Genomic DNA, 26124 nt, shown 5'->3' on the forward strand with positions numbered 1-26124 from the left:
CATGATATTACGCAAATATTCATCACTTTTTCTTACCGTAGCAGCCTTATCGGGATGTGGAATAGAAACCGAACACCGTCCAAAGCCAAGTTTGACCGTTGATGTGTTGACGTTAGATGCTCCTATTTCGGAACAACATCGAGTGTTTAACGGGGTGGTAGAGGCTGCGGATTTAACCCCACTTGCGTTTCGCATTGAAGGGGAGTTAACCCAGATTTTAGTTAAAGAAGGTGATGCGATTGCATCAGGACAGCCTATTGCACTGTTGAATAATCAAAAGTATCAACAAAATTTGAATAATGCTCAAGCTCGCTTCGATCTTGCCTCTAAGCAACTAGAGCGGGCAAAAGATCTCTATCGCCAAGCGATGATTTCTAAAGCGCAGTTTGATGAGTTGTCAGCGACATTCAAGTTGGCGAAAGCGCAACGTGATACCGCTAAAACAATGCTCTCTTATACGCGGCTTAATGCCCCGTTTGATGGTGTTATTTCCTCTGTAGAAAAACAAAGTCATGAGAGTGTGACTCCGGGAGAGGTGGTGGTGACTTTGTACCGACCGGATCAGTTGCACGTTAAGATCAATATTTCTGACACTATCCTCGCCTTAATGGACCCGACAGGGAAAAATAGAACCTACCAACCATATGTCGCATTTGCTGGCAGTCAAAAACGTCATCCGATGCAGTACTTAGAACATACCACCGAACTTCATCCTCAAAGTCGCTCTTATGAGTTTTGGCTATCAAGAGAGCAGCTTGCAACCCCCGTATTACCTGGGTCAAGTGCGATTGTTTATGTGGATATGACAGCTGCAGGTATGGGAACTCATCAAGGTTATCTCATTCCAATGACTGCCTTGGATGCTGGTCAGAAGCAAGGGCAGTTCTATATTTGGAAGCTGCAAGATGAGCGAGCATATCGATATCCGATTACCGTGGATGAAATTTTAGGTAATGGAGCGATTGTCTCTTTGGGTGTTGATCAAGGTGATGTGATTATTAGTTCGAATATTCGCAAGCTAAGAGAAGGTATGGAAATCAAAGGAGTTCAGCTGTGAATATTGCAGAGTATTCGATTAAAAATAAAGTGATCAGTTGGCTGTTCTTAGTCATCTTAACCGTTGGTGGCGTCACCTCTTTTCTGGATTTGGGGCGACTAGAAGATCCTGCATTCACGATTAAAGAAGCGATGATTATTTCGAGCTACCCCGGAGCGACCTCACAAGAGGTAGAGGAGGAGCTGACTTACCCACTCGAACAAGAAATCCGCAAATTACCCTATATCGATAAGATTGTGTCAACGTCGTCCAATGGATTGTCGCAAATCATGGTTACCATGGAAATGACCTACGGTCCTGACGAGTTACCACAGATTTGGGATGAGATGCGCCGTAAGATTAATGACTTGCAACCTAAGCTACCAAGCGGTGTCAATTCAATCCAAATCATGGATGATTTCGGTGACGTATACGGCATTATGCTGATGCTCACTGGTGACGGTTATGATTACGTTGAACTAAAACGTTATGCTGATTATTTACGTCGTGATCTTGAACTCGTCGATGGCGTTGGCAAAGTATCCATTGCTGGTGAGCAACAAGAACAGTTGTTTGTCGAGGTCTCTCTAGAGCAGATGGCTGCGTTTAACCTCGATATGTCAACAGTTGTCGGTTTGTTAAGTCGACAAAATAGTATCCAATCATCGGGTGAGGTAATGGTTAATGGCGAGAACTTAGTTATTCGCCCGAGTGGGACCATGACCAGTGAACAACAACTGGAAGACCTAATTATCCATGGTCGTGATACTGGTAATTTAATCCGCTTAAAAGATGTGGCAACGGTCTCTCGTGGCATACAAGAAAAGCCTGGCAACATTATTACTTACAATGGCGAACCGGCGATTAATTTAGCGATTTCTTTTGCGTCGAGCGTCAACGTGGTCGAAGTGGGTAAGGCCTTAGAGGCGAAAATAGACGAGCTAGAGTCAATCAAACCCGCAGGTATTAATCTGCACTATTTCTATAATCAGTCGGCTGAAGTTGATAAGTCAGTGTTTGATTTTGTGATTAGCTTGGTTGAAGCCGTTGCAATAGTCATTGTTGTCTTGCTATTTACGATGGGAGTTCGTAGTGGGCTGATTATCGGTATCGTATTGCTGTTAACAGTATTTGGTACCTTCATTTTGATGAACCAGTTTGCGATAGAGCTACATCGAATATCTCTAGGTGCTTTGATTATCGCCTTGGGTATGCTGGTGGACAACGCGATTGTTGTGGTTGAAGGCATTTTGGTCGGGATGAAAAAAGGTCAAACCAAATTGCAAGCTTCAAAGGATATCGTAAAACAAACGCAATGGCCGTTACTCGGCGCGACAATCATTGCTATCACTGCTTTTGCTCCAATTGGCTTGTCAGAAGACGCGACGGGCGAGTTTATGGGGTCGCTATTTTGGGTTCTTTGCTTCTCGTTATTTTTAAGTTGGATTACCGCGATAACCTTGACGCCTTTTCTTGCTGACTTGTTATTTAAAGATGAAAAACTTGATGATGGTGAGGAAGTTGCGGATCCATATAAAGGCGTATTATTCACGGTCTTTGGTGGAGTACTTACGTTTGCGCTGAGATTTAGATGGTTAACCATTGCCACTATGGTTGCGTTACTTGTTGCGGCAGTGGCTGGGTTTGGTATGGTGAAACAATCCTTCTTCCCGCCTTCAAATACGCCAATGTTTTATGTCGATCTCTGGATGCCTGAAGGTACGGATATCCGCCAAACGGTAAAACAAGTGAAACAAGTTGAACGCTTCATTCGTTCGAAAGACAATGTTGAGTTTGTGACATCTTCTACTGGTCAAGGTTTACAACGTTTTGCTCTAACTTATCAACCAGAAAAAAGCTACGAAGCGTACGCGCAATTACAGATTCGGACGGTTGATCGTGAGTCAATGTTTGACGTGTTATATCAACTTGATCAAGAGCTTCCAAGTCAGTTCAATCAGGCGACATTTCAGATCAAGTTAATGGAGTTTGGACCTTCACCAGCATCGAAAATTGAGGCGCGAATCACGGGCTCAGATCCTCAAATATTGCGAGAGATCGCCACACAAGTTGAGGACATACTGTTAACTGACCCTGGTGCACGTAACGTCCGTCATGATTGGCGTGAAAGAACCAAAGAAATTGTGCCGGTGTTTAATGAATCCAAGGCGCGCAGATTAGGTATTTCTAAACAGGATCTGTCTGAAACATTGCAGATGGCATTTGGGGGGACACCCATTGGTCTGCTTCGTGATGGTACGCATATGTTACCGATAGTCGCCCGTCTTCCGGAACAAGAGCGCGTGGATTATGAATCACTTGCTAACGCTAAATTATGGAGCCCGACATTACAAATATACGTGCCATTAGAGCAAGTTATTGATGGTGTTGAATTGGCATGGCAAGAGCCTTTAATTCAACGCAGAGACAGAAAGCGCACGCTAACAGTACTGGCGGACCATGACGTGTTAGGTGATGAAACGGCAGATGCACTATTCAAACGTGTGAAACCGCAGGTAGAACAGCTCGAATTACCTGAAGGTTACCGTATCTCTTGGGGAGGAGAATATGAATCCTCTAAAGAGGCACAAGAGGCGCTCTTTGGCTCTTTGCCTATGGGTTATTTACTGATGTTCATTATTACCATGCTCTTATTTAACTCATTCCGTAAGCCTTTCGTGATATGGATGACTGTGCCACTTTCTATCATTGGTGTAGCAATTGGTTTGCTGGCAACCAACATGCCGTTTAGCTTTACAGCATTCTTGGGGCTATTGAGCTTGAGTGGAATGATTTTGAAAAATGGCATTGTTCTGCTCGACCAAATTAACATTGAGTTGAGCTCAGGAAAACCTAAATACCAAGCGGTTTATGACAGTGCTATATCAAGGGTAAGACCTGTGAGTATGGCAGCGATTACCACCATCCTGGGTATGTTACCTTTGGTATTTGATGCATTTTTTGGCTCAATGGCGATTACCATCATGGCGGGTCTCGGTTTTGCAACGATACTGACACTGATCGTCGTCCCCGTTTTGTTCGCTATCGTCTATCGAATAGACCCTGTCACTGCATAAAAGGGATATTCGACTTTGCCAAACCCAGCCTACCTGCTGGGTTTTTTTATCTATTATTTTTCTTTTCCCATATTTTCTCAGCACAGCAATGTCAAAACGAACAAATAGTGAAATCAGCAAATAAACCAGGTATTTATCTAATGCTATAAATATGATGAATTTGTCATTAAGCGCTGTTATTTACGCTGCACCAAAACTGATAGCAATATCAGTAGTTGCATTGTATTGGTGCAATAGCAGTGAATTAATCTATGTATTGATGAAATAAAATAGTTTCAGATTAATCTTATTTAAAACAATCACTTACAATTCTGGTCTTAGCAGTGATTGGCTTGGTTGTTCTTTGAAATCAATAAGTTGCATAAATTTAACCTTTGAGTAACATTTCATGTTAATGAGACTTGGCGCAAATTTGCACACATTGATTGTAATTAATATTTGAAGTGTAACAATTGCCTATTAGTTTTAAATATAAAGAAGTTGATAAAAATATATCGACATAAAAAGTTTTTAAAGATTACGTGTAAGTATATTTCACAGACCTAATATGGTTTTGGAAAATATATGCGTTTTTTTAACTTGCTGTACGACATGGAGTCATAAATGGAAAAAATCGCTTTGATCACTGGATCAAAAGGCGGGATTGGTTCTGCAATTACCTCTCAATTAGTGGAAGATGGTTACAGAGTTATCGCCACTCATTCACCGGGCAAACGAGAATGCGCGCAAAAATGGTTTGAGGAGAATAATTACTCAACGGATAAGGTACGTCTATTTGAGCTTGATGTTACTGATACCGAGCAATGTGCGGAGCGTTTAACGCAACTTCTAGTCGAAGAAGGTACGGTAGATGTAGTTATCAATAACGCAGGTATCACCAAAGACGGAGTATTCAAGAAGATGACCGCGCAAGCATGGAAAGATGTCATCGATACCAATTTGAATAGTGTGTTCAATGTAACCCAACCGCTCTTCGCTGCAATGTGCGAAAAAGGTGGTGGTCGAGTCATCAATATCTCTTCGGTAAATGGAATTAAAGGTCAGTTTGGTCAAACAAATTACAGTGCAGCGAAGGCGGGTATGATTGGCTTTACGAAAGCACTTGCGGCAGAAGGTGCGCGCAGTGGTGTGACCGTTAACGCTGTTGCACCAGGCTACACCATGACACCAATGGTGGAGCTAATGAAGCCAGAAACACTTGATTTCATCAAAGGTCAAATTCCAATGGGGCGTTTGGCTGAGTCTGTCGAAATCGCTAAATCGGTCAGCTTTTTAGTCAGTGATGCAGGGGCTTACATTACAGGTGAAACATTATCTGTAAATGGCGGCTTGCACATGCAATAAGGAGATGGCTGTGGAAAAAGTTTATATCGTTTCTGCTAAACGCACGCCTATCGGAGCGTTTGGTGGAACACTAAAAAACGTCAGTGCGGGTGATTTAGCTGCAGTTGCAATTAAATCCGCTTTGCAAGAGGGTAGCGTGGCTCCAGGGCTTGTTGATGAGGTAATCGTCGGTAACGTTATTGGTGCAGGTCAAGGCATGAGCGTTGGTCGACAAGCGGCTATCTACGCAGGCATTCCTGAAACTACACCGGCATATTCGCTGAATATGGTTTGTGGCAGTGGCATGAAAACGGTTATGGATGCTGTTAGCCATATTCGATCTGGGGATGGTGAAATCATCGTTGCGGCGGGTGTTGAAGTCATGTCTCAGATCCCATTTACGGTTCCAGCGCAAGTGCGTGATGGGCATAAAATGGGCAACTTGGCACTCACTGACCTACTAATTAATGACGGGTTAACCGATGTTTTTAATCAGTACCACATGGGTGTGACTGCTGAAAACGTGGTTAAAGAAGTCGGTTTAACTAGAGAGCAGCAAGACCACTATGCACTAGAGAGCCAGAAGAAGGCTGTGGCGGCAATTGAGGCGGGTAAGTTTGCAGCAGAGATTGCGCCTGTTGAAGTTAAGCAGCGACGAGAAATCGTGCTGTTTGATACCGATGAATATCCGAAAGATAACGCAACGCTTGAAGGGCTGCAAAAACTACGCCCGGCTTTCGATAAAGAAGGTAGCGTAACGGCGGGTAATGCTTCGGGCATCAATGATGGTGCCAGTGCGATTATTCTTGCCAGCGAGTCAGCAGTACAAAAACACAATTTGCGTCCTATTGCTGAAGTTGTGAGTTACGCTCAGGCTGGTATTGATCCAAAGATTATGGGGTTGGGACCTGTCCCAGCGGTAACCAAAGCACTTACCAAAGCAGAGATCAGCGCTAAAGACATCGACGTCTACGAACTTAATGAAGCGTTCGCTGGACAAGCGCTTGGTGTCATTCACCAACTCGCTGACGAGCATGGGCTTGCGGTGACAGAAATTTTAGATAAAGCCAATAAGAATGGTGGCGCGATTGCATTGGGTCATCCACTTGGGGCTTCTGGTAACCGCATTTTGGTTACTCTAATTCATGAACTAAATCGAAGTAGCGGCCAGTACGGCGTTGCCTCGCTATGTGTTGGCGGGGGTATGGGCACCGCTGTAATCGTTAAATCAATCGAATGGAATTAATTTAAATAACTAGGAGTTATCGTCATGTACACTGATTTTTTTAAGAATTTTAACGACCAAACTGAGAAGCAACTTGAACCGTACATCAAATTTAATAAGTTAGTGACGAAAAATGTTGAAGTCGTTACTGAACTACAACTAAATGCAATGAAGACCTACAGTGAAATGGGTCTAACTCAAATGAAAGCAGCGAGTGAGATTAAAGACGCGACTTCGCTGGCAACCTTCAACTCGCAGCAGTTGACAGTATTATCTAAACTATCTCAGCAAATGGTTGACGATAGCAACAAGCTACAAAGCATTGCCAAAGAATTTAAGGATGATGTTGAAAAACTTACCTCGGAAAATCTAAAGACAGTCAATCCAGCGTAACCACTGACTAAACATGCCGCCTATTCCTAGGCGGCTTTTTTCCGATCTAAGGAGTAACCTATGTTTCAACACTTCTTTTCGGATTACCTTGTTAAGCTCCAAGAAACCAATCAAAAGTGGTGGGAAGATCTAGAACTCAACAGGGCGTCCGTCAACACTCCATTGAACAAAGCGATGCAAGAGGTTAATTTTGAAGACACTGCATTGCTATTTGAAAAAGCAGCTAACCAACCCGCCGCACTGATGGAAGTACAAGCTCAGTGGTGGAAGCAACAATTGGAGATCTGGCAAAACGTTGTTTTAGCGGGCAATACCGATTGTATTGTTAGTGCAGAAAGCGGTGACAAACGTTTTAGCAACGAGAGCTGGCGTAATGAACTGGTGTTCAATTTCATTAAGCAGTCGTATTTACTATTTGGCAAAACTTATCTCGATACTATTAATAGTATTGAAGGTGTGGATGAAAAGACTAAAGAACGCTTAGCATTCTTTTCTCGCCAAGCAATTAATGCTTTGTCACCCAGCAATTTTATTGCCACAAATCCGGAGTTGCTCAAATTAACCATTGAACGCAATGGTGAAAACTTACTCGCTGGTCTCGACCAGCTTAAGCAAGATCTGGATGCCAGTTCAGATATTCTCAAAGTTCGTATGACGAACAACAACGCATTTCGCGTTGGGGAAGATGTGGCAAATACAGCGGGTGATGTTGTTTTTGAAAACGAGCTATTTGAGTTGATTCAATATCGACCTTTAACTGAAAAAGTTCATCAAACTCCACTACTCATCGTTCCTCCTTTTGTTAATAAGTACTATATCCTTGATCTTCGTGAGAAGAACTCAATGGTACGCTGGTTACTAGAGCAAGGTCATAGTGTATTTATGATCTCTTGGCGTAATCCTGGCGCAGAACAGCGTCAAGTAGAGTTCGGTGATTACGTTACAGAAGGTGTCGTCAAGGCGGTCTCTGCGATAGAAGACATTACAGGGCAGCCACAGATCAATGCGGCTGGTTATTGCATTGGCGGTACAGTATTGGCGTCAACGGTTGCTTATTACGCTGCAAAGCGTATGAAGAAGCGCATTAAGAGTGCGACATTCTTTACAACCTTGTTAGATTTCTCTCAACCTGGTGAAGTTGGCGCATACATCAATGAGCCGATAATAAATGCTATTGAGATGCAAAACAATGCAAAAGGTTATATGGATGGACGCTCACTAAGCGTGACGTTCAGTTTGCTAAGAGAAAACAGTCTCTACTGGAATTACTACGTTGATAATTATCTAAAAGGGCAGAGCCCGGTTGATTTCGATCTTTTGTATTGGAACAGTGACAGTACCAACGTATCTGCTCCAACTCATAATTTTATGCTGCGTGAGCTCTACTTGGAAAATAAGTTAGTAGAGGAAAAAGGAGTGAAGATTGGTGGTGTCTGGATTGACCTAGATAAGATCAAGATTCCGAGTTATTTCATCTCAACCAAAGAAGATCACATTGCCCTTTGGCAAGGTACTTATCGAGGTGCATTGAAAGTAGGGGGCAATAAGACTTTTGTCCTCGGTGAATCCGGTCACATTGCGGGTATCGTTAACCATCCGAGTAAAAATAAATATGGTTACTGGGTGAATGATAACTTAGAGGATTCAGCTGAAGATTGGATGAGTTCTGCAAACCATCAAGAAGGCTCTTGGTGGGGACACTGGAATCAGTGGTTGATCGGTGCTAATCCTGCAGAGCAAGTTGATCCTCTCAGTCAAGGAAATGAAAACTATCCAGTGCTAAGAACTGCGCCAGGTAGATATGTAAAGCAAGTACTTCCGGTAGAAGTAGAAAGTGAAGCGACTGAGGCAACAACCTAGTCATAAGTTGATTAAGCAATCTATATAGAGGAACCTAACTAGGTTCCTCTTATTTTAGAAGGGAGAGTGCCTTTTGCTCTTGAGTGATACTTAGATCTCAAATACATATCAAAAACCAGAAATAATACCCACCAACAAACACCTTAACGTATAAAGTAATTTGATTAGATTGTGCTGTCTTGCCTTGTTTTGTCTTTCTGAACAGCAGATTTGAGTCAGTGATAACATTAGAACGCTGCGAGGTGTTTGGGAGTAGTTTATGAAATGGATTTTAGTTTTATGTTCACTACTGTGGTTAACGGGATGTCTAGGAATGCCAGAAACCGTGAAGCCGGTAGATAAATTTGAATTGGAACGCTACACCGGAAAGTGGTACGAGATTGCGCGGCTGAACCATTCTTTTGAAGAGGGGCTAGAGCAAGTGACAGCTGAATATATTGCAACAGAGAATGAAGGAATTGTCGTCATAAACCGAGGCTTTGATCCGATAGAAAGTGAGTGGCAACAAGCAGAAGGTAAAGCTTTTATGGTTAGCCATAGTGACATCGGACATTTGCAAGTGTCATTTTTCGGACCTTTTTATAGTTCTTACGTTATCTTCGGTCTGGACAAAGAAAACTATCAGTATGCTTATGTCTCTGGCCCTACGGAAGATTATTTGTGGTTGCTCGCAAGAACACCCAAAGTTGAAACAAAAATCATTGAGCGATTTGTTAAAAGCGCACAATCTAGGGGGTTTGATACGCAGCAACTTATTTACGTAGCACATGATTGACGTAAGAGATGAAAAAATAATTCATCGAGAAAAAAACATTAACTAAGTGTAAATAAATGTCAATATAAGCGATATCAATAATATCTCTGTGCAAACCAGATGTTATAGTAGTTGCATATTAAGGGTTATAGAACGTATGTCGTGAGTTGATGGGGAGAGAATGTTTAAAGCTTCTGGATTGTTTTGTTTTTGTCTATTGATTTATTCATCTAAAGCGTCAGCTGACCATGTTCAATGTGAACATGTGTTGGAAGTACTTGCTAATAAAGTCGAAGATAACTATGCCGGTTATGCGGACAACAATCGAGAAAACCTAAATGTGGTGAGAAGCCAACTTAGTGAGCGTATGAGCGGTCAACCTCACAGTAATTGCTTAGACTTTTTGTCTCAGTGGTTGAGCTCATTTTCTGACCCAAGTTTGAATATATCTTTTATGCCTGCTCATGCTGATGAATTCGCCATACCAGATCATGCAAGCCATAACGATGAGCCACAACTAACTTGGTTATCATCAACTGTTGCTTTGTTGGAACTACCATCCTTCGAAACTGAGTTAGCGACGTCGATCAAGCAATTGATTAGCGACAACTATACGGCACTGGAATCAGCACAAGGATTAATTGTGGATTTACGAGGTAATAACGATGGTAGCTTTTCTCCAATGTATTCAGTACTTGAACTCATCGGAGCTAACGGTTTCCAATCTATGTGGCATGTCCTCGCGTCTGCTGACAATACTCAATATTATCGCCGACAATTAACCGATGATCTGAGAATCCAGAGTCCATCGGTGTTTGACTCAGTCACAGAATTAGTCGCATCTATGAGTGCTTATCCAAATACGTGGGTGGAATACTCGTGGCCAAAGGTTGGTGGGGAAAAAAATTTAGCGGCCCTTAAAGAGATCTTTATTATTCAAAATCATTCTGTGGGCTTTAGTGGCGAGGAGTTTATCCTGGCAGCTAAGCGCAATCATAAAGTCAAAACATTTGGCAGCAAAACGTTGGGGCAACTTGACTACGCAGAGCCCGTCCCGCACACGATCCTTGATAGCTATATCGTATATATTCCATCCCAAAAACGGGTATGGTTACAGCAGTCACCGATTAACAATATAGGTTTAGTGCCAGATGTTAAGCTTCATGTCGCTGAGGAGGAGGTTGTTGAATACCTTCATGATTTAATGCGGCTTAAATTGAAGGTTCCATCGATGAGTTCAAGCATTTAGTCTTTGCTTCAGTATACTAATGTTTGTACCAAGGTGATTCTCGTTCGTTGCGCCAAGTATATATATTGGCACTGTATGCGACTCTAGTTTAGAAACAATACTTAGATTTCGTTAAGTTGTTGTTGATTAGAGTAGAGAATTCCCCCCGATAATGGTGAGTTAATCGTTATCAATGTTATTAAATTCCACTTTTTTATTCCAATATGCGATATATGATCTGTCAGGATTATGATGTTTGACGCACATTTTTCTGCTTTCTCGCTCAATTCCATCGAGAATTGATTTCGCTCAACTTTTTATCCTTTCTCTTATTGGACAATATACTGTAATAACAATGATTCTCATTTGTATGGTGGGTTCTGAGAGTTATTTACATGCATGTCTGAGGGCATCAAGTAAGCAATAACGATGAAATTATACTCTCATGTCCTACGAGTCTCAGTACAACTGGGAATGATTATAATTTGAGCTTTTATTATCAAGCGTAAGTTACAAAAAAGCCTCGTTTAATTTAGGAAGAATGTATGTTTTGGTTTAGTAAAAAAAATAAAACTCAAAAATCGACTAGTAATACCTTAGCAGGCGCTGAGGTAAATAAAGAATATACGATAAAAAGTATTGTTCAAGATGATAAAGAGATGGCGCATTTTTTAAGCACGTTAGGTTGTTTTGCTGGAGAAAGCATTACCGTCATCTCCGTACTTTCAGATACTTATGTTATTTCGGTAAAGGATGCTCGTTATAGCATCGATTCTGATTTAGCAAACACGGTGATTTTAAATTAACAAGCGTTCTAAACGGTTAATTTTTCGTAAGCCCTCAACTTGAGATTTGGATTATATCGCGAAAGAACGATTGTCTTAGATGCGTAGAAAGACCGCGTGAGGCTTTTTGGGCTTAGCTAATCAATTTTTTGTTGTAGGGAACATGTCATGGAGATAGAGCATTGAAAATTTCATTAGCAGGTAACCCAAATAGTGGCAAAACCACACTATTTAATGCGTTAACTGGAAGGTTGGAAAAAGTGGGTAACTGGGCTGGTGTGACAATCAGCAAAAAAGAAGCTCCTTTACGTAAGGAATTAGCGATTGCGAATGGTGAGGCGACAATTGTTGATCTTCCAGGAGCATATTCAATGTCTCCATTTACGTTAGAAGAGAGTATTACTCGCGATTTTATTAAGCGTGAGAATCCAGATGTGATTCTTAATGTTGTCGACGCCACAAACCTAAACCGAAGCCTATTTTTCACTACACAACTTTTAGAGTTAGGTATTCCAGTTGTTGTTGCGCTTAACAAGAGTGATTTAAACAAAAGTAGAAAGCTTACTATTGATGTAACTCAACTTAGTCAACAACTTGGCTGTCCAGTCGTTGAAACGGTTGCAGCAGATAACTCGGTGGCGGGCCTAACTGAACTGGTGAGTAAAGTTGTTGCAAGTAAAGATCAGCAACAAGTCGCTCCGTTTACTCAAGAATATTCAGAGATCAAACAAGCAGAAGAAGTGCAAGCGTTTGACGCTGAGCGTTTTAGTTTTGTTAAACAACTTGTCGCAAAAGTAGAAACTCGTCAGGTCAGCAGTTCAGAACAAACGATTCACGATAAAGTGGATAAAGTTTTGGCGCATAAGTGGTTTGGCTTACCAATATTTGCCGTGATCATGTGGTGCGTGTTCTCCATTTCTCAAACGCACGTTGGTCCGCTTTTCGCTGATACTTTAGTCGGTTGGATTGATAGCTTCTACGGAATGGTAGAAGGAATGATGGGAGATGACGTATCTCCGTTGCTTAGTGCGCTACTGCTTGATGGTATTATCGGTGGTGTGGGTGCGGTTGTCGGTTTCCTACCTTTGATTATGGTTTTGTTCTTCATGTTGGCGTTACTTGAAGATAGCGGTTACATGGCACGTGTCGCGATCATTATGGATAGATTCTTCAAGAAAGTGGGTCTTTCTGGTAAGTCGATTATCCCGATGATTATTGGTACCGGTTGTGCGATACCAGGTATCATGGCAACGCGTACCATTCAAAATGAAAGACAGCGCCGCACAACTGCAATGCTGACTCCATTTATGCCTTGTGGCGCCAAGTTGCCGGTTATTGCTTTGTTTGCTGGTGTGTTCTTCCAAGATTCTGCATGGGTAGGCACGAGCATGTACTTTGCAGGTATCGGTCTTATCATTCTTGGTGCAATGCTGATTGTTCGAATTACAGGTGAGAAAAGTACACGTTCATTCTTTATCTTAGAAATGCCTGAATATCGCGTACCAAGCTTGAAACTAGCGATGAACTCGACGTTGTCTCGCGCAAAAGCGTTCATCATCAAAGCGGGTACTATCATTCTATTGTGTAATGCTGCGGTCCAAATTATGCAGACATTCACATGGGGATTTGAGATTGTTCCAGAAGGTGCTGAGAGCACGAGTATTCTTGCTGGTCTAGCTTCACCATTTGCTTTCTTGCTTATCCCTCTAGGTTTTGGTGTATGGCAATTGGCAGCTGCTGCAATTACCGGCTTTATCGCTAAAGAAAACGTGGTTGGTACGTTAGCGGTTGTATACGGCATCACTAACTTTATTGATACCGAAGAACTGGCGCTTGTATCGGGCAGTGCTGATGTTGCAACAGTGATGGGCTTGTCCTCAGTCGCTGCACTGGCTTACTTGATGTTTAACCTGTTTACACCGCCATGTTTTGCTGCCATTGGTGCGATGAATGCCGAATTAGAAAACAAAAAATGGTTAATGGGTGGCATTGGTCTACAACTTGGTATCGCTTACGTTACCGCATTTGTTATCTATCAAGTGGGTACATTCGCGACCACTGGTGCGCTAGGTGAAGGTTTTGTTTTTGGTCTTATCGTGTGCGCTGCGTTGATTGGTTATTTATTTACACTACTCAAAAAAGGATCACTTAAAGAGCAAGAGAAACTGGGTCTTAGCCTACAGTAAGGAGATGACATGACGAATCTAATTGTTTCGCTGTGTATCGTTGCTATCGTTGGTGGCGCAATCTATAAAATAGTAGCAATGAAACGAAAAGGTGGGGCATGTGCGGGTTGCTCACAGAGTAGCGGATGTACGACTAAGAAAAATGGGTGTTAGTTATCCCTTCTAAAAGGAAACGATAAAGTGAGCATAGTGCTCACTTTATCTTTTTAATCAAAGAGAACTAAAATCATTAGCAATTGAGTCGTAATAAAAATAGACTCAAGTTTCTTGTTTAATTGACTACAGAAACGATTGTATGTTTCAAACATCATGGCTTAGTTGGGCCCTTCTATCTGCAATTTTTGCCGCTTTAACCGCAGTTTTCACGAAATTGGGCGTGAATACCATTAACTCCGATTTTGCAACATTTATCCGTACTTGCGTGATATTGATTTTGGTTGGTGGTATCGCTTTTTTCACTCAAAAATTTCAACCAATAAGTGAGGTTTCTAGTAAAGGTTTATTATTTATCGTCTTATCAGGTCTTGCTACGGGCGCATCGTGGCTTTGCTACTTTCGCGCTATGAGCTTAGGTCAAGCTTCTCAAGTTGCCCCCATCGATAAATTAAGTGTCGTGTTCGTTGCGGTATTCGGGGTGTTAGTGCTTGGAGAGAATTTGAGTTTGACCAATTGGCTTGGTGTTGTTCTGATCACTTTGGGCATCATTCTAGTAGCGTGGCAGTGATTCGGTGCGATTGTGTGAATGTCCGTTATTTTTCTAAGTTTCAAATTATTTTATAAAAAAGCACAATCTATTGCTTATCCTCGATGTTTTTATCCTGCTAACTCACAGTATCGTTTGTTATTTATTCTTGGGTATCAGAGCGATTTGTCGCCACCAATAGGGTAAAAAGATGACCTACTTATCTAATTTTCAAAATAAACTTTGTAATTGAATTGTTATCGATATTAACATACTAAAGTGCTACTTATGTGTTGTGAGTGAGTTATCATTCAGAAGAACATAAAGTAGACATAGATAAGAATAACAAAGATGAGTGCGGATGAACGCACCTGTAATACCTGAGTAATTTTGTAATGTTGTCGGAAATATAAGTTATCAACGAACCTTTGGCATCAATGGTTTGACTTCGCTCAGCCAGTTAAGTTCATGGATGGTTAAAACACGGTTATGTGTTGTTTTGTCGATAACTATATGAATCAGAAGGATTGGATTTTTAATGGACGTATTGGTTAATGAGGTCATTCGGGCTAAAGACGAAGATGATCTTTATTGGCGTTGCCTGAGAGAAATCTACACTCAATACCAACCTACGCACGGTTTTATCGCGGAGTTTAACTCTGCACGCAGTGAGGCAAGTACATTAGCCTACTTATACGATGGTAAGCCTTTAGATAACTTTACCTATGACCTTGCCGGTACGCCTTGTGCTAATGTGTTGCATGACAAAGAAATTTGCCGCTATGCAGATAACGTGCAACAACACTTTCCTCATGATATAGCTTTAGTAGAGTTAGGCGCGGAGAGTTATATTGGCGTTCCTTTACAGAATCAAGATGGCGATATTGTTGGGGTTTTGGCTCTGCTCTATTCTAAACCTTTGGCTGAACGCTCCTTTGATGACGCCTGGTTATTGGCTGCGGGTTTTTTAATTGGTAAGACCATAGTGCAACAACGCCTAACGCGCGAAAAAAACCAGTTATTGGCGCAATTTGAGCGTTCTGAGCAAATCACGGAATCCTGTTCATGGCACTGGGACGTGGCGACTGATCGCTTTAGCTATTCCAAGAATTTGAAATCGATGTTTGACATATCAGACTCGGTAGACTTGAGCTTTGATGATTTCTTTTCAAATCATATCTTTTGCTCACCACAGCGTTACGCACAGTTCCTCTCCGGGGCATTTTCTCCTTGCTCGATAAGTAAAGTTGTCATTGATAAGGAGCAGACGAAATGCGGTCTCGCACTTGAGTTAACTTTCTTTAAGCACTACAGCGCACAAGGAGCACTGCGCCGCATTGAAGGTAACTTAAAAAATATCACCGATTACTCACTGTTAGAAAATAACCATCTAATCGCAACGAAAGTTATCGAGCTATCTAATAACGGCGTTCTTGTCACTGATGAAGAAAACCGAATTCGACATATGAATGCTAAAGCTGAGCAGATCACAGGCTTTACGTTTGAAGAAGCCCAGGGGCACACACCGGGCATATTTCGCTCTGATATTCATGATAATAAGTTCTATGGTTCGATGTGGCATCAAATTAATCGAACCGGTCATTGGTCTGGCGAAGTGTGGAATAAGACCAAATCGGGCGCTGTTTATCCTGAAGTTCTGTCTATTTCTGCGGTGAAAGATAGAAATGGCATCGTTAAGAATTACATTGGTATTTTCGATGACATTAGCGATCGGAAGTTGATGGAAAGCGAGTTACTTAAGTATAAGAACAAGCAAGACTTTACGGGGTTACAAACTCGAACCAAGTTTATGCAGTATTTTGAGCAGCATAAAGACTTGATAGTGGTGTTGTTAGACATTCATCGTTTCTCGACGATCAACAATTTGTATGGCGAAAGCTTTGGTAACAAAGTGCTCCGTTACGTTGGGTTATTGCTTTATCGTAATTTTAGAGGCGGTACGGTTAGCGTTTGTCGCTACGCAGCGGATCAATTTGCGTTATCTTGGCATGTCGATGATTTAGATGATATTGATACCTTAATTGATGAGATTCGCAGTCGAGTTGAAAAAGAGTTCTACATTGATGGACGACTCGTTAAGCTCAGCATTAATATGGGTTATGCACTTCCTGGTAAGTCGCCAAATAGTACTCATTTGATGGCTAAGGCATATTACGCGTTAGATTCAGCAAAATCTCAGTCCCATCCAAGCACCGTCCGTTACTCGGCATATTTAGAAAAAAACATTGGTAGGAGAGAGCAGTTAGGCATAAAGCTTAAACGGGCAATTGATGAATCCTTACTGCACGTTGAGTACCAGCCAATCTATGATTTGAATCTAGGTAAAGTGGTTAAGTTTGAAGCGCTAGCGAGATGGATAGATGATGGCAACAGTATCTCGCCTTTTGAGTTTATTCCGATTGCCGAAGAGCTTGGCTATATTAGCCAACTTGGTAATCTTATCCTGACTAAAGTTTGCCAAGACTTAAATCAATTAAAGCGCCTAGGGCACAATGACATAAAAGTGTCTGTTAACCGTTCGATTGATGAGTTAACTGATGAGAATATTGATAACTGCTCGATCTTAAAAACGTTAGCTATGTATGGGCTGAGCACCTCAGATATTATTATCGAAATTACCGAATCGGTTCCGTTGGAAGATAAGCCAGAAGTACAAGAGCTGTTACATCAATTGCGCGGTAAAGGGCTTAAGTTGGCACTTGACGACTTTGGAACTGGATTTGCCTCCTTTTCTAACTTAATGAAAAATACCGTTGATATCCTCAAGATTGACCGTTCCTTTATTCGGAATATCGAAACAGACAAAAACAATGCGGTGTTGGCACAGTCGGTTACTTTACTAGCCACCCAATTAGGGCTCGACGTTATCGCTGAAGGGGTTGAGACAAAAGAACAGTTAACAATATTGAGAGATATGGGGTGTCGATATATCCAAGGTTATTACATTAGTAAGCCAGTTCCGTTCTCACAAGCGATAGGTTTTCTTCAGCCTGAGCACTGTTTAGCTTGATAGCAAAAGAGGAGCAACTAAAGCTCCTCTTTGTAATTCAACCCTTAGTAATTAAGCCAAGCAAACGTGCGGTTATGCTTTGGCAAACTTATATGTTCTATAACCACCGATTAGGTTACGCGCTTTGAAGCCATTGTTGACCAGTTGTCGGTAGGCGACATTCCCACGCAGACCAACTTGACAGTAGAGCACAATCTCTTTGTCTTTTGGTAGTTCGCCCATACGTTGACGTAGTTGATCGACCGGAATATTGATATCACCGCTTAAGTGATTGTCGTTTTCTCGTTCACCCGGATTACGCACATCAAGCAGTATCTGTTCATCTGACAGATTGTCAATCTGATCAAAATGAATTGGAGTTGCGTCGCCTTGAATGATGTTATTAGCAACAAATGCAGCTTGGTTGATAACGTCTTTTGCCGAGCCATACGGTGGTGCATAAGTTAACTCTAGGTGTTGTAGTTGTTCAACCGTCATGCCCGCACGTTGGGCAACTGCCATGACATCAATACGTTTATCGACACCATCTTTACCTACTGCTTGAGCGCCTAAGATTTTGCCTGTATTAGGGTCAAACAGCATCTTGAACGACACAATTTCAGCGCCAGGGTAGTAACTCGCATGGCTTGCTGTGTGCACGTAGACTTTTTCATAAGTGATGTTGTCACGTTTTAATTGTTTCTCATTTTTACCTGTAGATGCTACGGCTAAATCAAAGATCTTACAGATCGCGGTGCCTTGTGTACCCTGATAAGTCTCTTTACGACCAAGCATGTTGTCTGCAGCCATACGACCTTGGCGGTTGGCAGGTCCAGCGAGTGGAACAAGGGTTTGTTCGCCTGTTACAAAGTCTTTTTCCTCAACGGCATCACCTACCGCGTAAATAGCTGGATCGCTGGTTTGCATATATTCATTGGTGTAAATACCACCCAGTGCACCAAGTTGTAATCCTGCTTGTTGAGCAAGCGCTGTTTCAGGACGAACACCAATCGCCATGATCAATAGATCGGTTTTTAGCTGCTCTTCATTGCTGAGTGTTAATACTAGGTGTCCGTTTAAATGCTGGTGGTGATTGCTTTCGCCGGCATCCTGATTGGCGACATGCGTTTCAGGAATGTATTCCACACTGCTAAGCGCGGTACTTAGGCGTAGGTCAATGCCATGATTACGGATTTCGTCGTGGGCAAACCCCGCCATTTCGCGATCAACAGGAGTCATCACTTGGTCTGATAACTCAAGTAGCGTGGTTTTGATGCCAAGTTGATGGAACGCTTCCATCATTTCTAAGCCAATAAAACCGCCACCGACAACCGTAGCATGCTCAACATTATTCATCTTGATGGTCTGGATGATTTTATCCATATCTGGAATATTGCGCAGCGAATGGGTGAGTGGGTTGTCTACCCCTGGGATGGGTGGGACAACAGGTGCTGCGCCCGGGCTTAATAGCAAGAAATCATATTCTTGTTGGTATTCACTGCCATCAAGTAAATTCTTTACTGTCACGGTTTTATCGTGGCGATTGATGGCGGTAACTTCGTTCATCACGCGCACGTCGACATTAAAACGGGCTAAGAAACTTTCAGGTGTTTGTAGGAGTAACTTACTGCGTTCTTGAATATCGCCACCAATATGATAAGGCAATCCGCAGTTAGCAAATGAGACAAATGGTCCGCGCTCAAACATAATGATCTGTGCATCTTCGCTTAAACGTCGTGCTCTCGCCGCCGCAGAAGCGCCGCCCGCGACACCACCGATAATTACAATCTTCGTCATAGTTACTCCTAGATTTCCTTGTATTTGCGTTTATTGCAATCGCTGATAGTGCAGTCGATCTGCAAGCTTAACATTCAATAACTGCTACTATAATGAACTATATTAGTTATGTCTAATTTTAAATAATCTAAATGTGATTTCACTAAATTAGAATTGACTAATGTTAATTTATGGTTAGAATCTAAACAAAATGGTAGCGGGACGGAATAATGAGTGAAACGCAATTTGACATGATGCAGATGCAAAAAAATGCAACGCAAGCAGCGGAATTACTGAAAGTAATGGCGCATCCAGAGCGCCTGATGGTGATTTGCCAACTGACGCAAGGTGAAGTTGGCGTAGGCTCCTTACAAGAGAACTCAACACTTAGCCAATCCGCATTGTCGCAACATCTAAGCGTGTTGCGTAAACACAATATCATCAAAGCGCGCAAGGAGTCTCAGCAGGTATTTTACTCGCTCGCGGATTCGAGAGTGGAGGTAATGATGAAGTCACTACACTGCGTATTTTGCGCAAACAAGGAGGATTTATGATTGATGCCATTCCATGGAATGCACTCATAGGCGGGATGTTACTCGGCTGTTCTGCCACATTGCTTTTACTGTTTAACGGTAAAGTTGCGGGTATAAGTGGCATAGTGAATGGTCTCTTCGCTCGAGTGCGAGGTGACGTTGCTTGGCGATTGGTTTTCGTTATTGGCATGGTATTCGGTGGTGGCAGTGCTATCCGTTTATTCACTATCAATGTTCCCGATACTCAGAACATTTCTTTAGTTGCGTTTGCGGTAGCTGGTTTACTGGTGGGCGTTGGTACAAGGCTTGGCAATGGTTGTACGAGTGGTCATGGTATTTGCGGTATTGGGCGTTTATCTAAACGTTCTATAGTGGCAACAGTCACATTTATGCTGGTGGCGGGCATTACCGTGTTTATCCGTCTTCATGTGATTTAGGAGTCATGCTATGAATCTATTTGTTGCAGCGTTAAGTGGTCTGTTATTTGGTTTAGGCATGGCAGTATCAGGCATGATTGATCCTGCCAAAGTGATTGGTTTTCTTGATGTCGCCGGAAATTGGGACCCGAGTTTGGCGTTTGTGATGGGCGGAGCCCTAGCGGTATTTATGCCTGCGTATTTTGTGTTGATAAAACCACGTGCACATTCGGTGTCGGGCGCTGAGTATTGCTTACCAACCAACAACACTATTGATAAGCGCTTGGTTATTGGTGCAGCGCTGTTTGGTGTCGGTTGGGGAGTAGCAGGTGTTTGTCCGGGTCCTGCGGTAGCCAGTCTCAGTTACGGTAATGTGGGGATTTGGATTTTTATTGCCACCATGTTGCTGGGCTCGCTGCTAACTCAATCACTGAGTTCTTCTAAAACACACCTCAACAAGTTGTCTGCAAAATAATTGTTCCAATTCAAGTGAATATGCGCTGACTGACATTGTTCAGCGCATAATGGTGGACTTATTTGAACGTTGCCGTGATTGGGCAGTGGTCACTGAGTTGATAGTCCAGTACATCTTGCGATTGGTAAAGGTTCTGTCTTATCTCAATAATGTCTATATCACGGCTGGTTACAATATGGTCGATTAATGAACGGAACTGATGAGTTCGGTTTGGATTTTTACGGCTACGTACCTTACATTCTGCGTTGACATGACGTGTCGCCAGCACAGCATCTGTCGACTTGCTCAATGATTGCCAAAACCAATCTCGATTGAAGGAGAGGTTATGATTGAAGTCACCCACTATCATATAGCGCTCAACATTGGCTTCACGTTCTTTAATCCAATGATTTAATGCTTCGCCCTGCAATTTAAGAGTTTGACACGCTTTATTGTTTTCATAGCGTCCGCTGCAACGCGCTTTTAAATGAACGTTGAGTAAATGAATGGGTGAGTCACTGTAAGGCTCAACAATGATGTAGCTTGCAAAACGCAGCTTGTCATGGCGTTGCGCGGGTAGGAGTGAGAAGTCATCGACATCTTGTACCGCGATACTGTTTCGTACTGCGAACCCCGTATACTGGTTGATGTCATCGTATTGGAGCTGGCTATTCATCGCTAGCGCGCGATCGGACATATATAGGGTATATTTGTCGCCAATGAGCCGCCTTAATGCCGCTGCGTCCCCAACTTCTTGGAACGCGAGAATAGGGGTATCGAGTTTATTGAAATAGTGCGCCATTTTGTAAAAATCATCGTTATTGCGCAACGAAGGTGCAAAACGTTCATTTCCCTCAGAAACAAACCATTCCATATTCCATGTCGAAACTTTGAACGATTGTCCTGCTTGTGTCTGAAATGTAGTCAATACCACTATATATAGAAAAATGAGAGGTTTTGACCGTAAAATAAGCAGCGTATTTTTTACCATTAGCGTTGAACCTTTGTCTCGTAAGCCTTCGCAAAAAATCAAGTTTAAAAGCTGAAATTTTGCAATTTTCATTGTTTTATTTGTATCTGGGAGCTATGCCAATAAGATCGTTTCGTTATTGTACTGTAACCTAGTTTTATTGATCTAAATCAATACTTTTGGGGTGCGCTTTGGAGTCTAATACGCCACAACATCTAGTGTCAGTCAAAAAAATAACAACCCTATATAGTGTGTTTGTGGATAACTCTGTGAGTATGCTGGGGTAAGGAGAAAAGGTGAAACCAATCGTAATCAAGCGTGACGGCTCAAGAGCTCCGTTTAGCAGGGATCGTATTCAAGCAGCAGTGGAAGCAGCAGCAGAGCACGTGAACAACGAGATTGCTATCTATGCCTTAAATGTGGCATTGGCAGTAGAGCTGCAGCTAAAAGATCACGATGAAGTACACATCAACGAAATCCAAACCCTAGTTGAAAATGAGCTAATGCAAGGACCATATAAGTCACTAGCACGCTCATACATCGAATACCGTCATGATCGTGACATCGCTCGTGAGAAGCAAAGTGCGCTTACTCGTGAAATCGAAGGTCTGATCGAAGAGAGCAACGTTGACCTAATCAACGAAAACGCTAACAAAGACGGTAAAGTAATTCCGACACAACGTGACCTGCTTGCAGGTATCGTGGCTAAACACTATGCGAAAACTCACATTCTGCCACGTGACGTAGTACAAGCACACGATGAAGGTGACTTACACTACCACGACCTAGATTACGCACCATTCTTCCCGATGTTTAACTGTATGCTTATCGATCTTAAAGGCATGCTGACACACGGCTTTAAAATGGGTAATGCTGAAATTGACACTCCAAAGTCAATTTCGACAGCAACAGCAGTAACTGCACAGATCATTGCGCAAGTAGCAAGCCATATCTACGGTGGTACAACCATCAACCGTATTGATGAAGTACTTGAACCGTATGTACAGGCAAGCTACGAGAAACACCTTTCTATCGCAAAAGAGTGGGATATCCACAACCCAGAAGCTTTTGCTATCGCTCGCACAGAGAAAGAGTGTTACGACGCATTCCAATCTTTAGAGTATGAAGTAAACACGCTGCATACTGCAAATGGTCAAACACCATTTGTGACCTTTGGTTTTGGTTTAGGCACAAGTTGGGCATCACGTCTAATTCAAGAGTCAATCTTGAAAAACCGTATTGCGGGTCTTGGTAAGAACCGTAAAACAGCGGTGTTCCCAAAACTTGTGTTTGCGATTAAAGATGGCTTGAACCATAAAGAGCAAGATCCGAACTACGACATTAAGAAGCTTGCACTAGAATGTGCTTCTAAGCGTATGTACCCAGATATTCTTAACTACGACAAAGTGGTTGAAGTAACAGGTTCATTCAAAACCCCAATGGGCTGCCGTAGTTTCCTAAATACTTATGAAGAAAACGGTGAACTTATCCATGAAGGTCGTAATAACCTTGGTGTAGTAAGTTTGAACCTGCCTCGTATCGCAATCCGAGCAAACGGCAGCGAAGAAGAGTTCTTCAAAATCCTAGATGAGAAACTAGTCGTGGCACGCCGTGCACTAGAAACGCGTATCTCTCGTCTAGAAAACGTTAAAGCTCGCGTTGCGCCAATTCTATACATGGAAGGTGCATGTGGTGTTCGTCTAAAAGCAGACGACTCAATTGCTGATATCTTTAAAAATGGTCGCGCGTCTATTTCTCTTGGTTACATTGGTATCCATGAGATGGTTAACGCACTATACGGTACTTCAGAACACGTATACGACAATGACGAGCTGCGTGAGAAAGCACTGAATATCGTTAAGTACCTGAAGAAACACGTAGAGCAATGGACCGAAGAAACAGGTTATGGCTTCAGCCTATACGGCACGCCAAGTGAAAACCTATGTAGCCGTTTCTGCCGTATCGACACTAAAGAGTTTGGTGTGATTGAAGGCGTGACTGACAAAGGTTACTACACCAACAGCTTCCACTTAGATGTTGAGAAGAAGGTAAACCCATACGATAAGATTGACTTTGAGATGCCATACCCCCATATCTCAAGCGGTGGCTTTATCTGTTATGGTGAATTCCCGAACATGCAACGTAACGTTGAAGCTCTGGAAAACGTATGGGACTACAGCTACACCCGCGTACCTTACTACGGCACCAATACACCAATCGATGAGTGTTATGAGTGTGGTTACACCGGTGAGTTTGACTGTACGAGCAAAGGCTTTACTTGCCCAAGCTGCGGCAACCACGATTCAAGCAAAGTATCAGTAACTCGACGTGTATGTGGTTACTTAGGTAGCCCAGACGCTCGTCCATTTAACTTCGGTAAGCAAGAAGAAGTTAAGCGTCGCGTTAAGCACCTATAATTGAACCTGTAAGTATCATTCACCAGCTCGCTCTGCTTTAAGGCGGGCTGGTTTTTTCGTTTTGGAACTATGAACTACCATCAATACTACCCAATCGACGTTGTAAATGGTCCCGGCACTCGCGTGACTTTGTTTGTTTCTGGCTGCGAACATAAGTGTCGCGGCTGCTATAACAAGACAACTTGGCGCGTAGACAGTGGTCATCCGTTCACGCAGCAGCTTGAAGATCAAATCATTGCCGACCTAAACGATACGCGCATCAAACGTAAAGGTTTATCGCTGTCAGGGGGCGATCCGCTTCATCCCTCGAATGTGGCTGATGTATTGCGTTTAGTAAAACGCGTACGTGCTGAATGCCCTAACAAAGATATCTGGCTATGGTCTGGCTATACTCTGGGCGAGTTGAGTGAAGCGCAAAAAGAGATTGTGGATCTTATTGATGTGCTGGTCGATGGTAAGTTCGAGCAAGAGAAGCGTGATTTGAACCTCGAATGGCGCGGCAGTTCTAATCAGGTGATACATTACTTTAAGCTATGAGTTTTTAGCTATAGGCTTTAAGTTCTCAGCTTCAAACTTTGATTAAAGGCAGCATTGGCTGCCTTTTTTGATCCTTCAATTTGATCAATATGTTGGTCGCAAGCTTAATGCTTTGATAAGTGGTATGAAAGGGGATGAATAGAGTGATAAGTTTAGTCAATCGCTCTTACAGAAAAATTTCATCGAGAAGTTGTTTAATTGTCGATATTTACGAAAACTAGTGTTAATTTGAATAACACTATCAACAATGAATTTCAAAGGGTTGTGACTTTCATGTTCTCTCATTTACCTGAACCAAAACTAGATCCAATACTTTCTCTTTCTGTCGCTTATAGGAATGATCCGCGCGAAGAAAAAGTGGATTTGGGTATAGGTGTGTATAAAAGCAGTACGGGTGAAACCCCGATTATGCAGGCGATTGACCTTGCACAACAAAAAGTTGTGGCAACACAAAAAACCAAGTCATATGTTGGACTTGCTGGTTGTGAAGAGTTTAATCAGTCGATGATTGACTTGGTATTAGGACAGTCATCAGTATTAGAGCGTGTATCTGCGATTCAAACGCCGGGTGCAAGTGGCGCACTGCGCATGCTAGGCGATCTGATTAAAGTGGCTCAACCTAACACAACGGTTTGGTTATCAAACCCCAGTTATGTTAACCATCAGCCAGTTATGGAAGCGGCGGGGCTAAAGGTTAAGCATTACAGCTATTTTTGTCCGGTGACTAAGCAAGTCGACAAAGCACGCATGTTAGAAGAAATCTCTCAAGCAGGCAAAGATGATGTCGTCTTGCTGCATGGTTGCTGCCATAACCCAACCGGCGCTGATATTGATTTTGATACTTGGCAACAAGTGACTCGATTAGCGCAAGAGAAGGGCTTTACCCCATTTGTTGACCTGGCATACCAAGGCTTTGGCGACGGTATTGAAGAAGATGCTGCGGGATTACGTTACATGGCGGAACGCGTCGAAGAGATGATGATCACTACATCTTGTTCAAAAAACTTCGGTTTGTACCGCGAACGCACGGGTGCGGCGATCGTTTTAGGTCGTTCAGCGCAAGATGCCCAAAACGCAAAAGGCAAGTTGCTCACTATGGCGCGTGCAACCTACACGATGCCGCCCGATCACGGTGCAGCCTTGGTCAAAACTATTATGCAGGATGCAGAATTAACGACCATCTGGCGTAACGAGTTAGATACCATGCGTAATCGTCTCGTGTCATTGCGCGCTTCACTGTGTGAAGAGCTTAGAACAACACATAACACTTCTGAGTTTGATTTTATCCAATCGCACAAAGGCATGTTTACTGTGCTAGGCTTTAGTCAAGACCAGATGGCACGTTTACGAGAAGAATTCGGTATTTACGGTGTCGGCGATGGTCGAATTAACATTGCTGGCTTAACGGAAAAGGATATTCCTTACGTCGCGGATGCAATCTTGAAAGTGTCATAAATTAAAG

General features: G+C 42.5%; 21 protein-coding genes. 19 read left to right on the forward strand and 2 right to left on the reverse strand.

Annotation, left to right across the window (positions count from 1 at the left end; translation table 11 throughout):
• The first annotated feature begins 1 nt into the window (after position 1).
• The 13 genes from GZN30_RS17825 to GZN30_RS17885 all read left to right on the forward strand — a co-directional run bounded on the left by GZN30_RS17825 (position 2) and on the right by GZN30_RS17885 (position 17580).
• On the forward strand, positions 2–1057 hold the full coding sequence (locus GZN30_RS17825; protein ID WP_075652537.1) for an efflux RND transporter periplasmic adaptor subunit: 1056 nt from the start codon (positions 2–4) through the stop codon (positions 1055–1057).
• Positions 1054–4113 carry an efflux RND transporter permease subunit gene (locus tag GZN30_RS17830; RefSeq protein ID WP_075652538.1) on the forward strand — a complete coding sequence of 1020 codons (3060 nt, stop codon included), beginning with the start codon at positions 1054–1056 and terminating at the stop codon, positions 4111–4113. Before GZN30_RS17825 ends, GZN30_RS17830 begins: the two co-directional genes overlap by 4 nt.
• Positions 4114–4716: 603 nt before the next feature.
• Positions 4717–5457, forward strand: a complete 741-nt coding sequence (locus GZN30_RS17835; RefSeq protein WP_075652552.1) for an SDR family oxidoreductase — start codon at positions 4717–4719, stop codon at positions 5455–5457.
• A gap of 10 nt (positions 5458–5467) precedes the next feature.
• A complete protein-coding gene (locus tag GZN30_RS17840; RefSeq protein WP_075652647.1) occupies positions 5468–6682 on the forward strand; it encodes an acetyl-CoA C-acetyltransferase in 1215 nt (404 codons plus the stop codon).
• A gap of 24 nt (positions 6683–6706) precedes the next feature.
• Positions 6707–7054 (forward strand): phasin family protein, encoded by a 348-nt coding sequence (locus tag GZN30_RS17845; protein ID WP_075652553.1) that lies wholly within the window; start codon positions 6707–6709, stop codon positions 7052–7054.
• A 60-nt stretch (positions 7055–7114) separates the two neighbouring features.
• Positions 7115–8914 carry a class I poly(R)-hydroxyalkanoic acid synthase gene (gene phaC, locus GZN30_RS17850; protein WP_075652554.1) on the forward strand — a complete coding sequence of 600 codons (1800 nt, stop codon included), beginning with the start codon at positions 7115–7117 and terminating at the stop codon, positions 8912–8914.
• A 259-nt stretch (positions 8915–9173) separates the two neighbouring features.
• Positions 9174–9689: a lipocalin family protein gene (locus GZN30_RS17855; protein ID WP_075652555.1), complete on the forward strand. Its 516-nt coding sequence runs from the start codon at positions 9174–9176 to the stop codon at positions 9687–9689.
• Between the two features lie 160 nt (positions 9690–9849).
• Positions 9850–10917: a S41 family peptidase gene (locus tag GZN30_RS17860; protein ID WP_075652556.1), complete on the forward strand. Its 1068-nt coding sequence runs from the start codon at positions 9850–9852 to the stop codon at positions 10915–10917.
• Between the two features lie 524 nt (positions 10918–11441).
• Positions 11442–11702 carry a FeoA family protein gene (locus GZN30_RS17865; protein ID WP_075652557.1) on the forward strand — a complete coding sequence of 87 codons (261 nt, stop codon included), beginning with the start codon at positions 11442–11444 and terminating at the stop codon, positions 11700–11702.
• 161 nt (positions 11703–11863) lie between these two features.
• Complete coding sequence (feoB, locus tag GZN30_RS17870; RefSeq protein ID WP_075652558.1) at positions 11864–13867, forward strand: ferrous iron transporter B; 2004 nt, start codon at positions 11864–11866, stop codon at positions 13865–13867.
• 9 nt (positions 13868–13876) lie between these two features.
• Positions 13877–14020 carry a FeoB-associated Cys-rich membrane protein gene (locus GZN30_RS17875; protein ID WP_139312291.1) on the forward strand — a complete coding sequence of 48 codons (144 nt, stop codon included), beginning with the start codon at positions 13877–13879 and terminating at the stop codon, positions 14018–14020.
• A 142-nt stretch (positions 14021–14162) separates the two neighbouring features.
• Positions 14163–14591, forward strand: a complete 429-nt coding sequence (locus tag GZN30_RS17880; protein WP_075652559.1) for an EamA family transporter — start codon at positions 14163–14165, stop codon at positions 14589–14591.
• Positions 14592–15087: 496 nt separating this feature from the next.
• Positions 15088–17580 (forward strand): sensor domain-containing phosphodiesterase, encoded by a 2493-nt coding sequence (locus GZN30_RS17885; protein ID WP_075652560.1) that lies wholly within the window; start codon positions 15088–15090, stop codon positions 17578–17580.
• Positions 17581–17652: 72 nt separating this feature from the next.
• Here the strand turns inward: GZN30_RS17885 and GZN30_RS17890 are convergent, their stop codons facing one another.
• Positions 17653–19356 (reverse strand): FAD-dependent oxidoreductase, encoded by a 1704-nt coding sequence (locus tag GZN30_RS17890; RefSeq protein ID WP_075652561.1) that lies wholly within the window; start codon positions 19354–19356, stop codon positions 17653–17655.
• A 209-nt stretch (positions 19357–19565) separates the two neighbouring features.
• On the opposite strand from GZN30_RS17890, the gene GZN30_RS17895 reads away from it, so the two are divergent.
• The 3 genes from GZN30_RS17895 to GZN30_RS17905 are packed head-to-tail and all read left to right on the forward strand — an operon-like array spanning position 19566 to position 20759.
• The gene (locus tag GZN30_RS17895) at positions 19566–19889 is read left to right on the forward strand and encodes an ArsR/SmtB family transcription factor (RefSeq protein WP_075652562.1); all 324 of its coding nucleotides are present in this window, start codon (positions 19566–19568) and stop codon (positions 19887–19889) included.
• Entirely contained in the window at positions 19886–20305 is a 420-nt protein-coding gene (locus tag GZN30_RS17900) for a YeeE/YedE family protein (protein WP_075652563.1), read from the forward strand. The genes GZN30_RS17895 and GZN30_RS17900 overlap by 4 nt, the downstream gene beginning before the upstream one ends.
• 10 nt (positions 20306–20315) lie before the next feature.
• The gene (locus GZN30_RS17905; protein ID WP_075652564.1) at positions 20316–20759 is read left to right on the forward strand and encodes a YeeE/YedE family protein; all 444 of its coding nucleotides are present in this window, start codon (positions 20316–20318) and stop codon (positions 20757–20759) included.
• 58 nt (positions 20760–20817) lie between these two features.
• Here the strand turns inward: GZN30_RS17905 and GZN30_RS17910 are convergent, their stop codons facing one another.
• Positions 20818–21729: an endonuclease/exonuclease/phosphatase family protein gene (locus tag GZN30_RS17910; protein ID WP_171972076.1), complete on the reverse strand. Its 912-nt coding sequence runs from the start codon at positions 21727–21729 to the stop codon at positions 20818–20820.
• Between the two features lie 275 nt (positions 21730–22004).
• On the opposite strand from GZN30_RS17910, the gene nrdD reads away from it, so the two are divergent.
• The 3 genes from nrdD (at position 22005) to GZN30_RS17925 (ending at position 26117) form a co-directional block, all read left to right on the forward strand.
• Positions 22005–24125, forward strand: coding sequence for an anaerobic ribonucleoside-triphosphate reductase (gene nrdD, locus GZN30_RS17915; RefSeq protein WP_075652566.1), 2121 nt, complete (start codon positions 22005–22007; stop codon positions 24123–24125).
• A 69-nt stretch (positions 24126–24194) separates the two neighbouring features.
• Positions 24195–24662 (forward strand): anaerobic ribonucleoside-triphosphate reductase-activating protein, encoded by a 468-nt coding sequence (gene nrdG, locus GZN30_RS17920; RefSeq protein WP_075652567.1) that lies wholly within the window; start codon positions 24195–24197, stop codon positions 24660–24662.
• Positions 24663–24935: 273 nt separating this feature from the next.
• Complete coding sequence (locus GZN30_RS17925) at positions 24936–26117, forward strand: amino acid aminotransferase (RefSeq protein WP_075652568.1); 1182 nt, start codon at positions 24936–24938, stop codon at positions 26115–26117.
• The last annotated feature ends 7 nt before the right edge of the window (positions 26118–26124 follow it).

The sequence above is a fragment of the Vibrio ponticus genome, from assembly GCF_009938225.1.
GTDB classification, from domain to species: domain Bacteria; phylum Pseudomonadota; class Gammaproteobacteria; order Enterobacterales; family Vibrionaceae; genus Vibrio; species Vibrio ponticus.

Bases quoted from the DNA above. Each gene is read 5' to 3' on its own strand.
- GZN30_RS17880 (WP_075652559.1), top strand. From the start codon at position 14,163: ATGTTTCAAACATCATGGCTTAGTTGGGCCCTTCTATCTGCAATTTTT.
- phaC (WP_075652554.1), top strand. From the start codon at position 7,115: ATGTTTCAACACTTCTTTTCGGATTACCTTGTTAAGCTCCAAGAAACC.
- GZN30_RS17925 (WP_075652568.1), top strand. From the start codon at position 24,936: ATGTTCTCTCATTTACCTGAACCAAAACTAGATCCAATACTTTCTCTT.
- GZN30_RS17890 (WP_075652561.1), bottom strand. From the start codon at position 19,356: ATGACGAAGATTGTAATTATCGGTGGTGTCGCGGGCGGCGCTTCTGCG.
- GZN30_RS17835 (WP_075652552.1), top strand. From the start codon at position 4,717: ATGGAAAAAATCGCTTTGATCACTGGATCAAAAGGCGGGATTGGTTCT.
- GZN30_RS17895 (WP_075652562.1), top strand. From the start codon at position 19,566: ATGAGTGAAACGCAATTTGACATGATGCAGATGCAAAAAAATGCAACG.
- GZN30_RS17845 (WP_075652553.1), top strand. From the start codon at position 6,707: ATGTACACTGATTTTTTTAAGAATTTTAACGACCAAACTGAGAAGCAA.
- GZN30_RS17825 (WP_075652537.1), top strand. From the start codon at position 2: ATGATATTACGCAAATATTCATCACTTTTTCTTACCGTAGCAGCCTTA.
- GZN30_RS17855 (WP_075652555.1), top strand. From the start codon at position 9,174: ATGAAATGGATTTTAGTTTTATGTTCACTACTGTGGTTAACGGGATGT.
- GZN30_RS17875 (WP_139312291.1), top strand. From the start codon at position 13,877: ATGACGAATCTAATTGTTTCGCTGTGTATCGTTGCTATCGTTGGTGGC.
- nrdG (WP_075652567.1), top strand. From the start codon at position 24,195: ATGAACTACCATCAATACTACCCAATCGACGTTGTAAATGGTCCCGGC.
- GZN30_RS17905 (WP_075652564.1), top strand. From the start codon at position 20,316: ATGAATCTATTTGTTGCAGCGTTAAGTGGTCTGTTATTTGGTTTAGGC.
- GZN30_RS17900 (WP_075652563.1), top strand. From the start codon at position 19,886: ATGATTGATGCCATTCCATGGAATGCACTCATAGGCGGGATGTTACTC.
- GZN30_RS17865 (WP_075652557.1), top strand. From the start codon at position 11,442: ATGTTTTGGTTTAGTAAAAAAAATAAAACTCAAAAATCGACTAGTAAT.
- GZN30_RS17860 (WP_075652556.1), top strand. From the start codon at position 9,850: ATGTTTAAAGCTTCTGGATTGTTTTGTTTTTGTCTATTGATTTATTCA.
- GZN30_RS17910 (WP_171972076.1), bottom strand. From the start codon at position 21,729: ATGGTAAAAAATACGCTGCTTATTTTACGGTCAAAACCTCTCATTTTT.
- GZN30_RS17885 (WP_075652560.1), top strand. From the start codon at position 15,088: ATGGACGTATTGGTTAATGAGGTCATTCGGGCTAAAGACGAAGATGAT.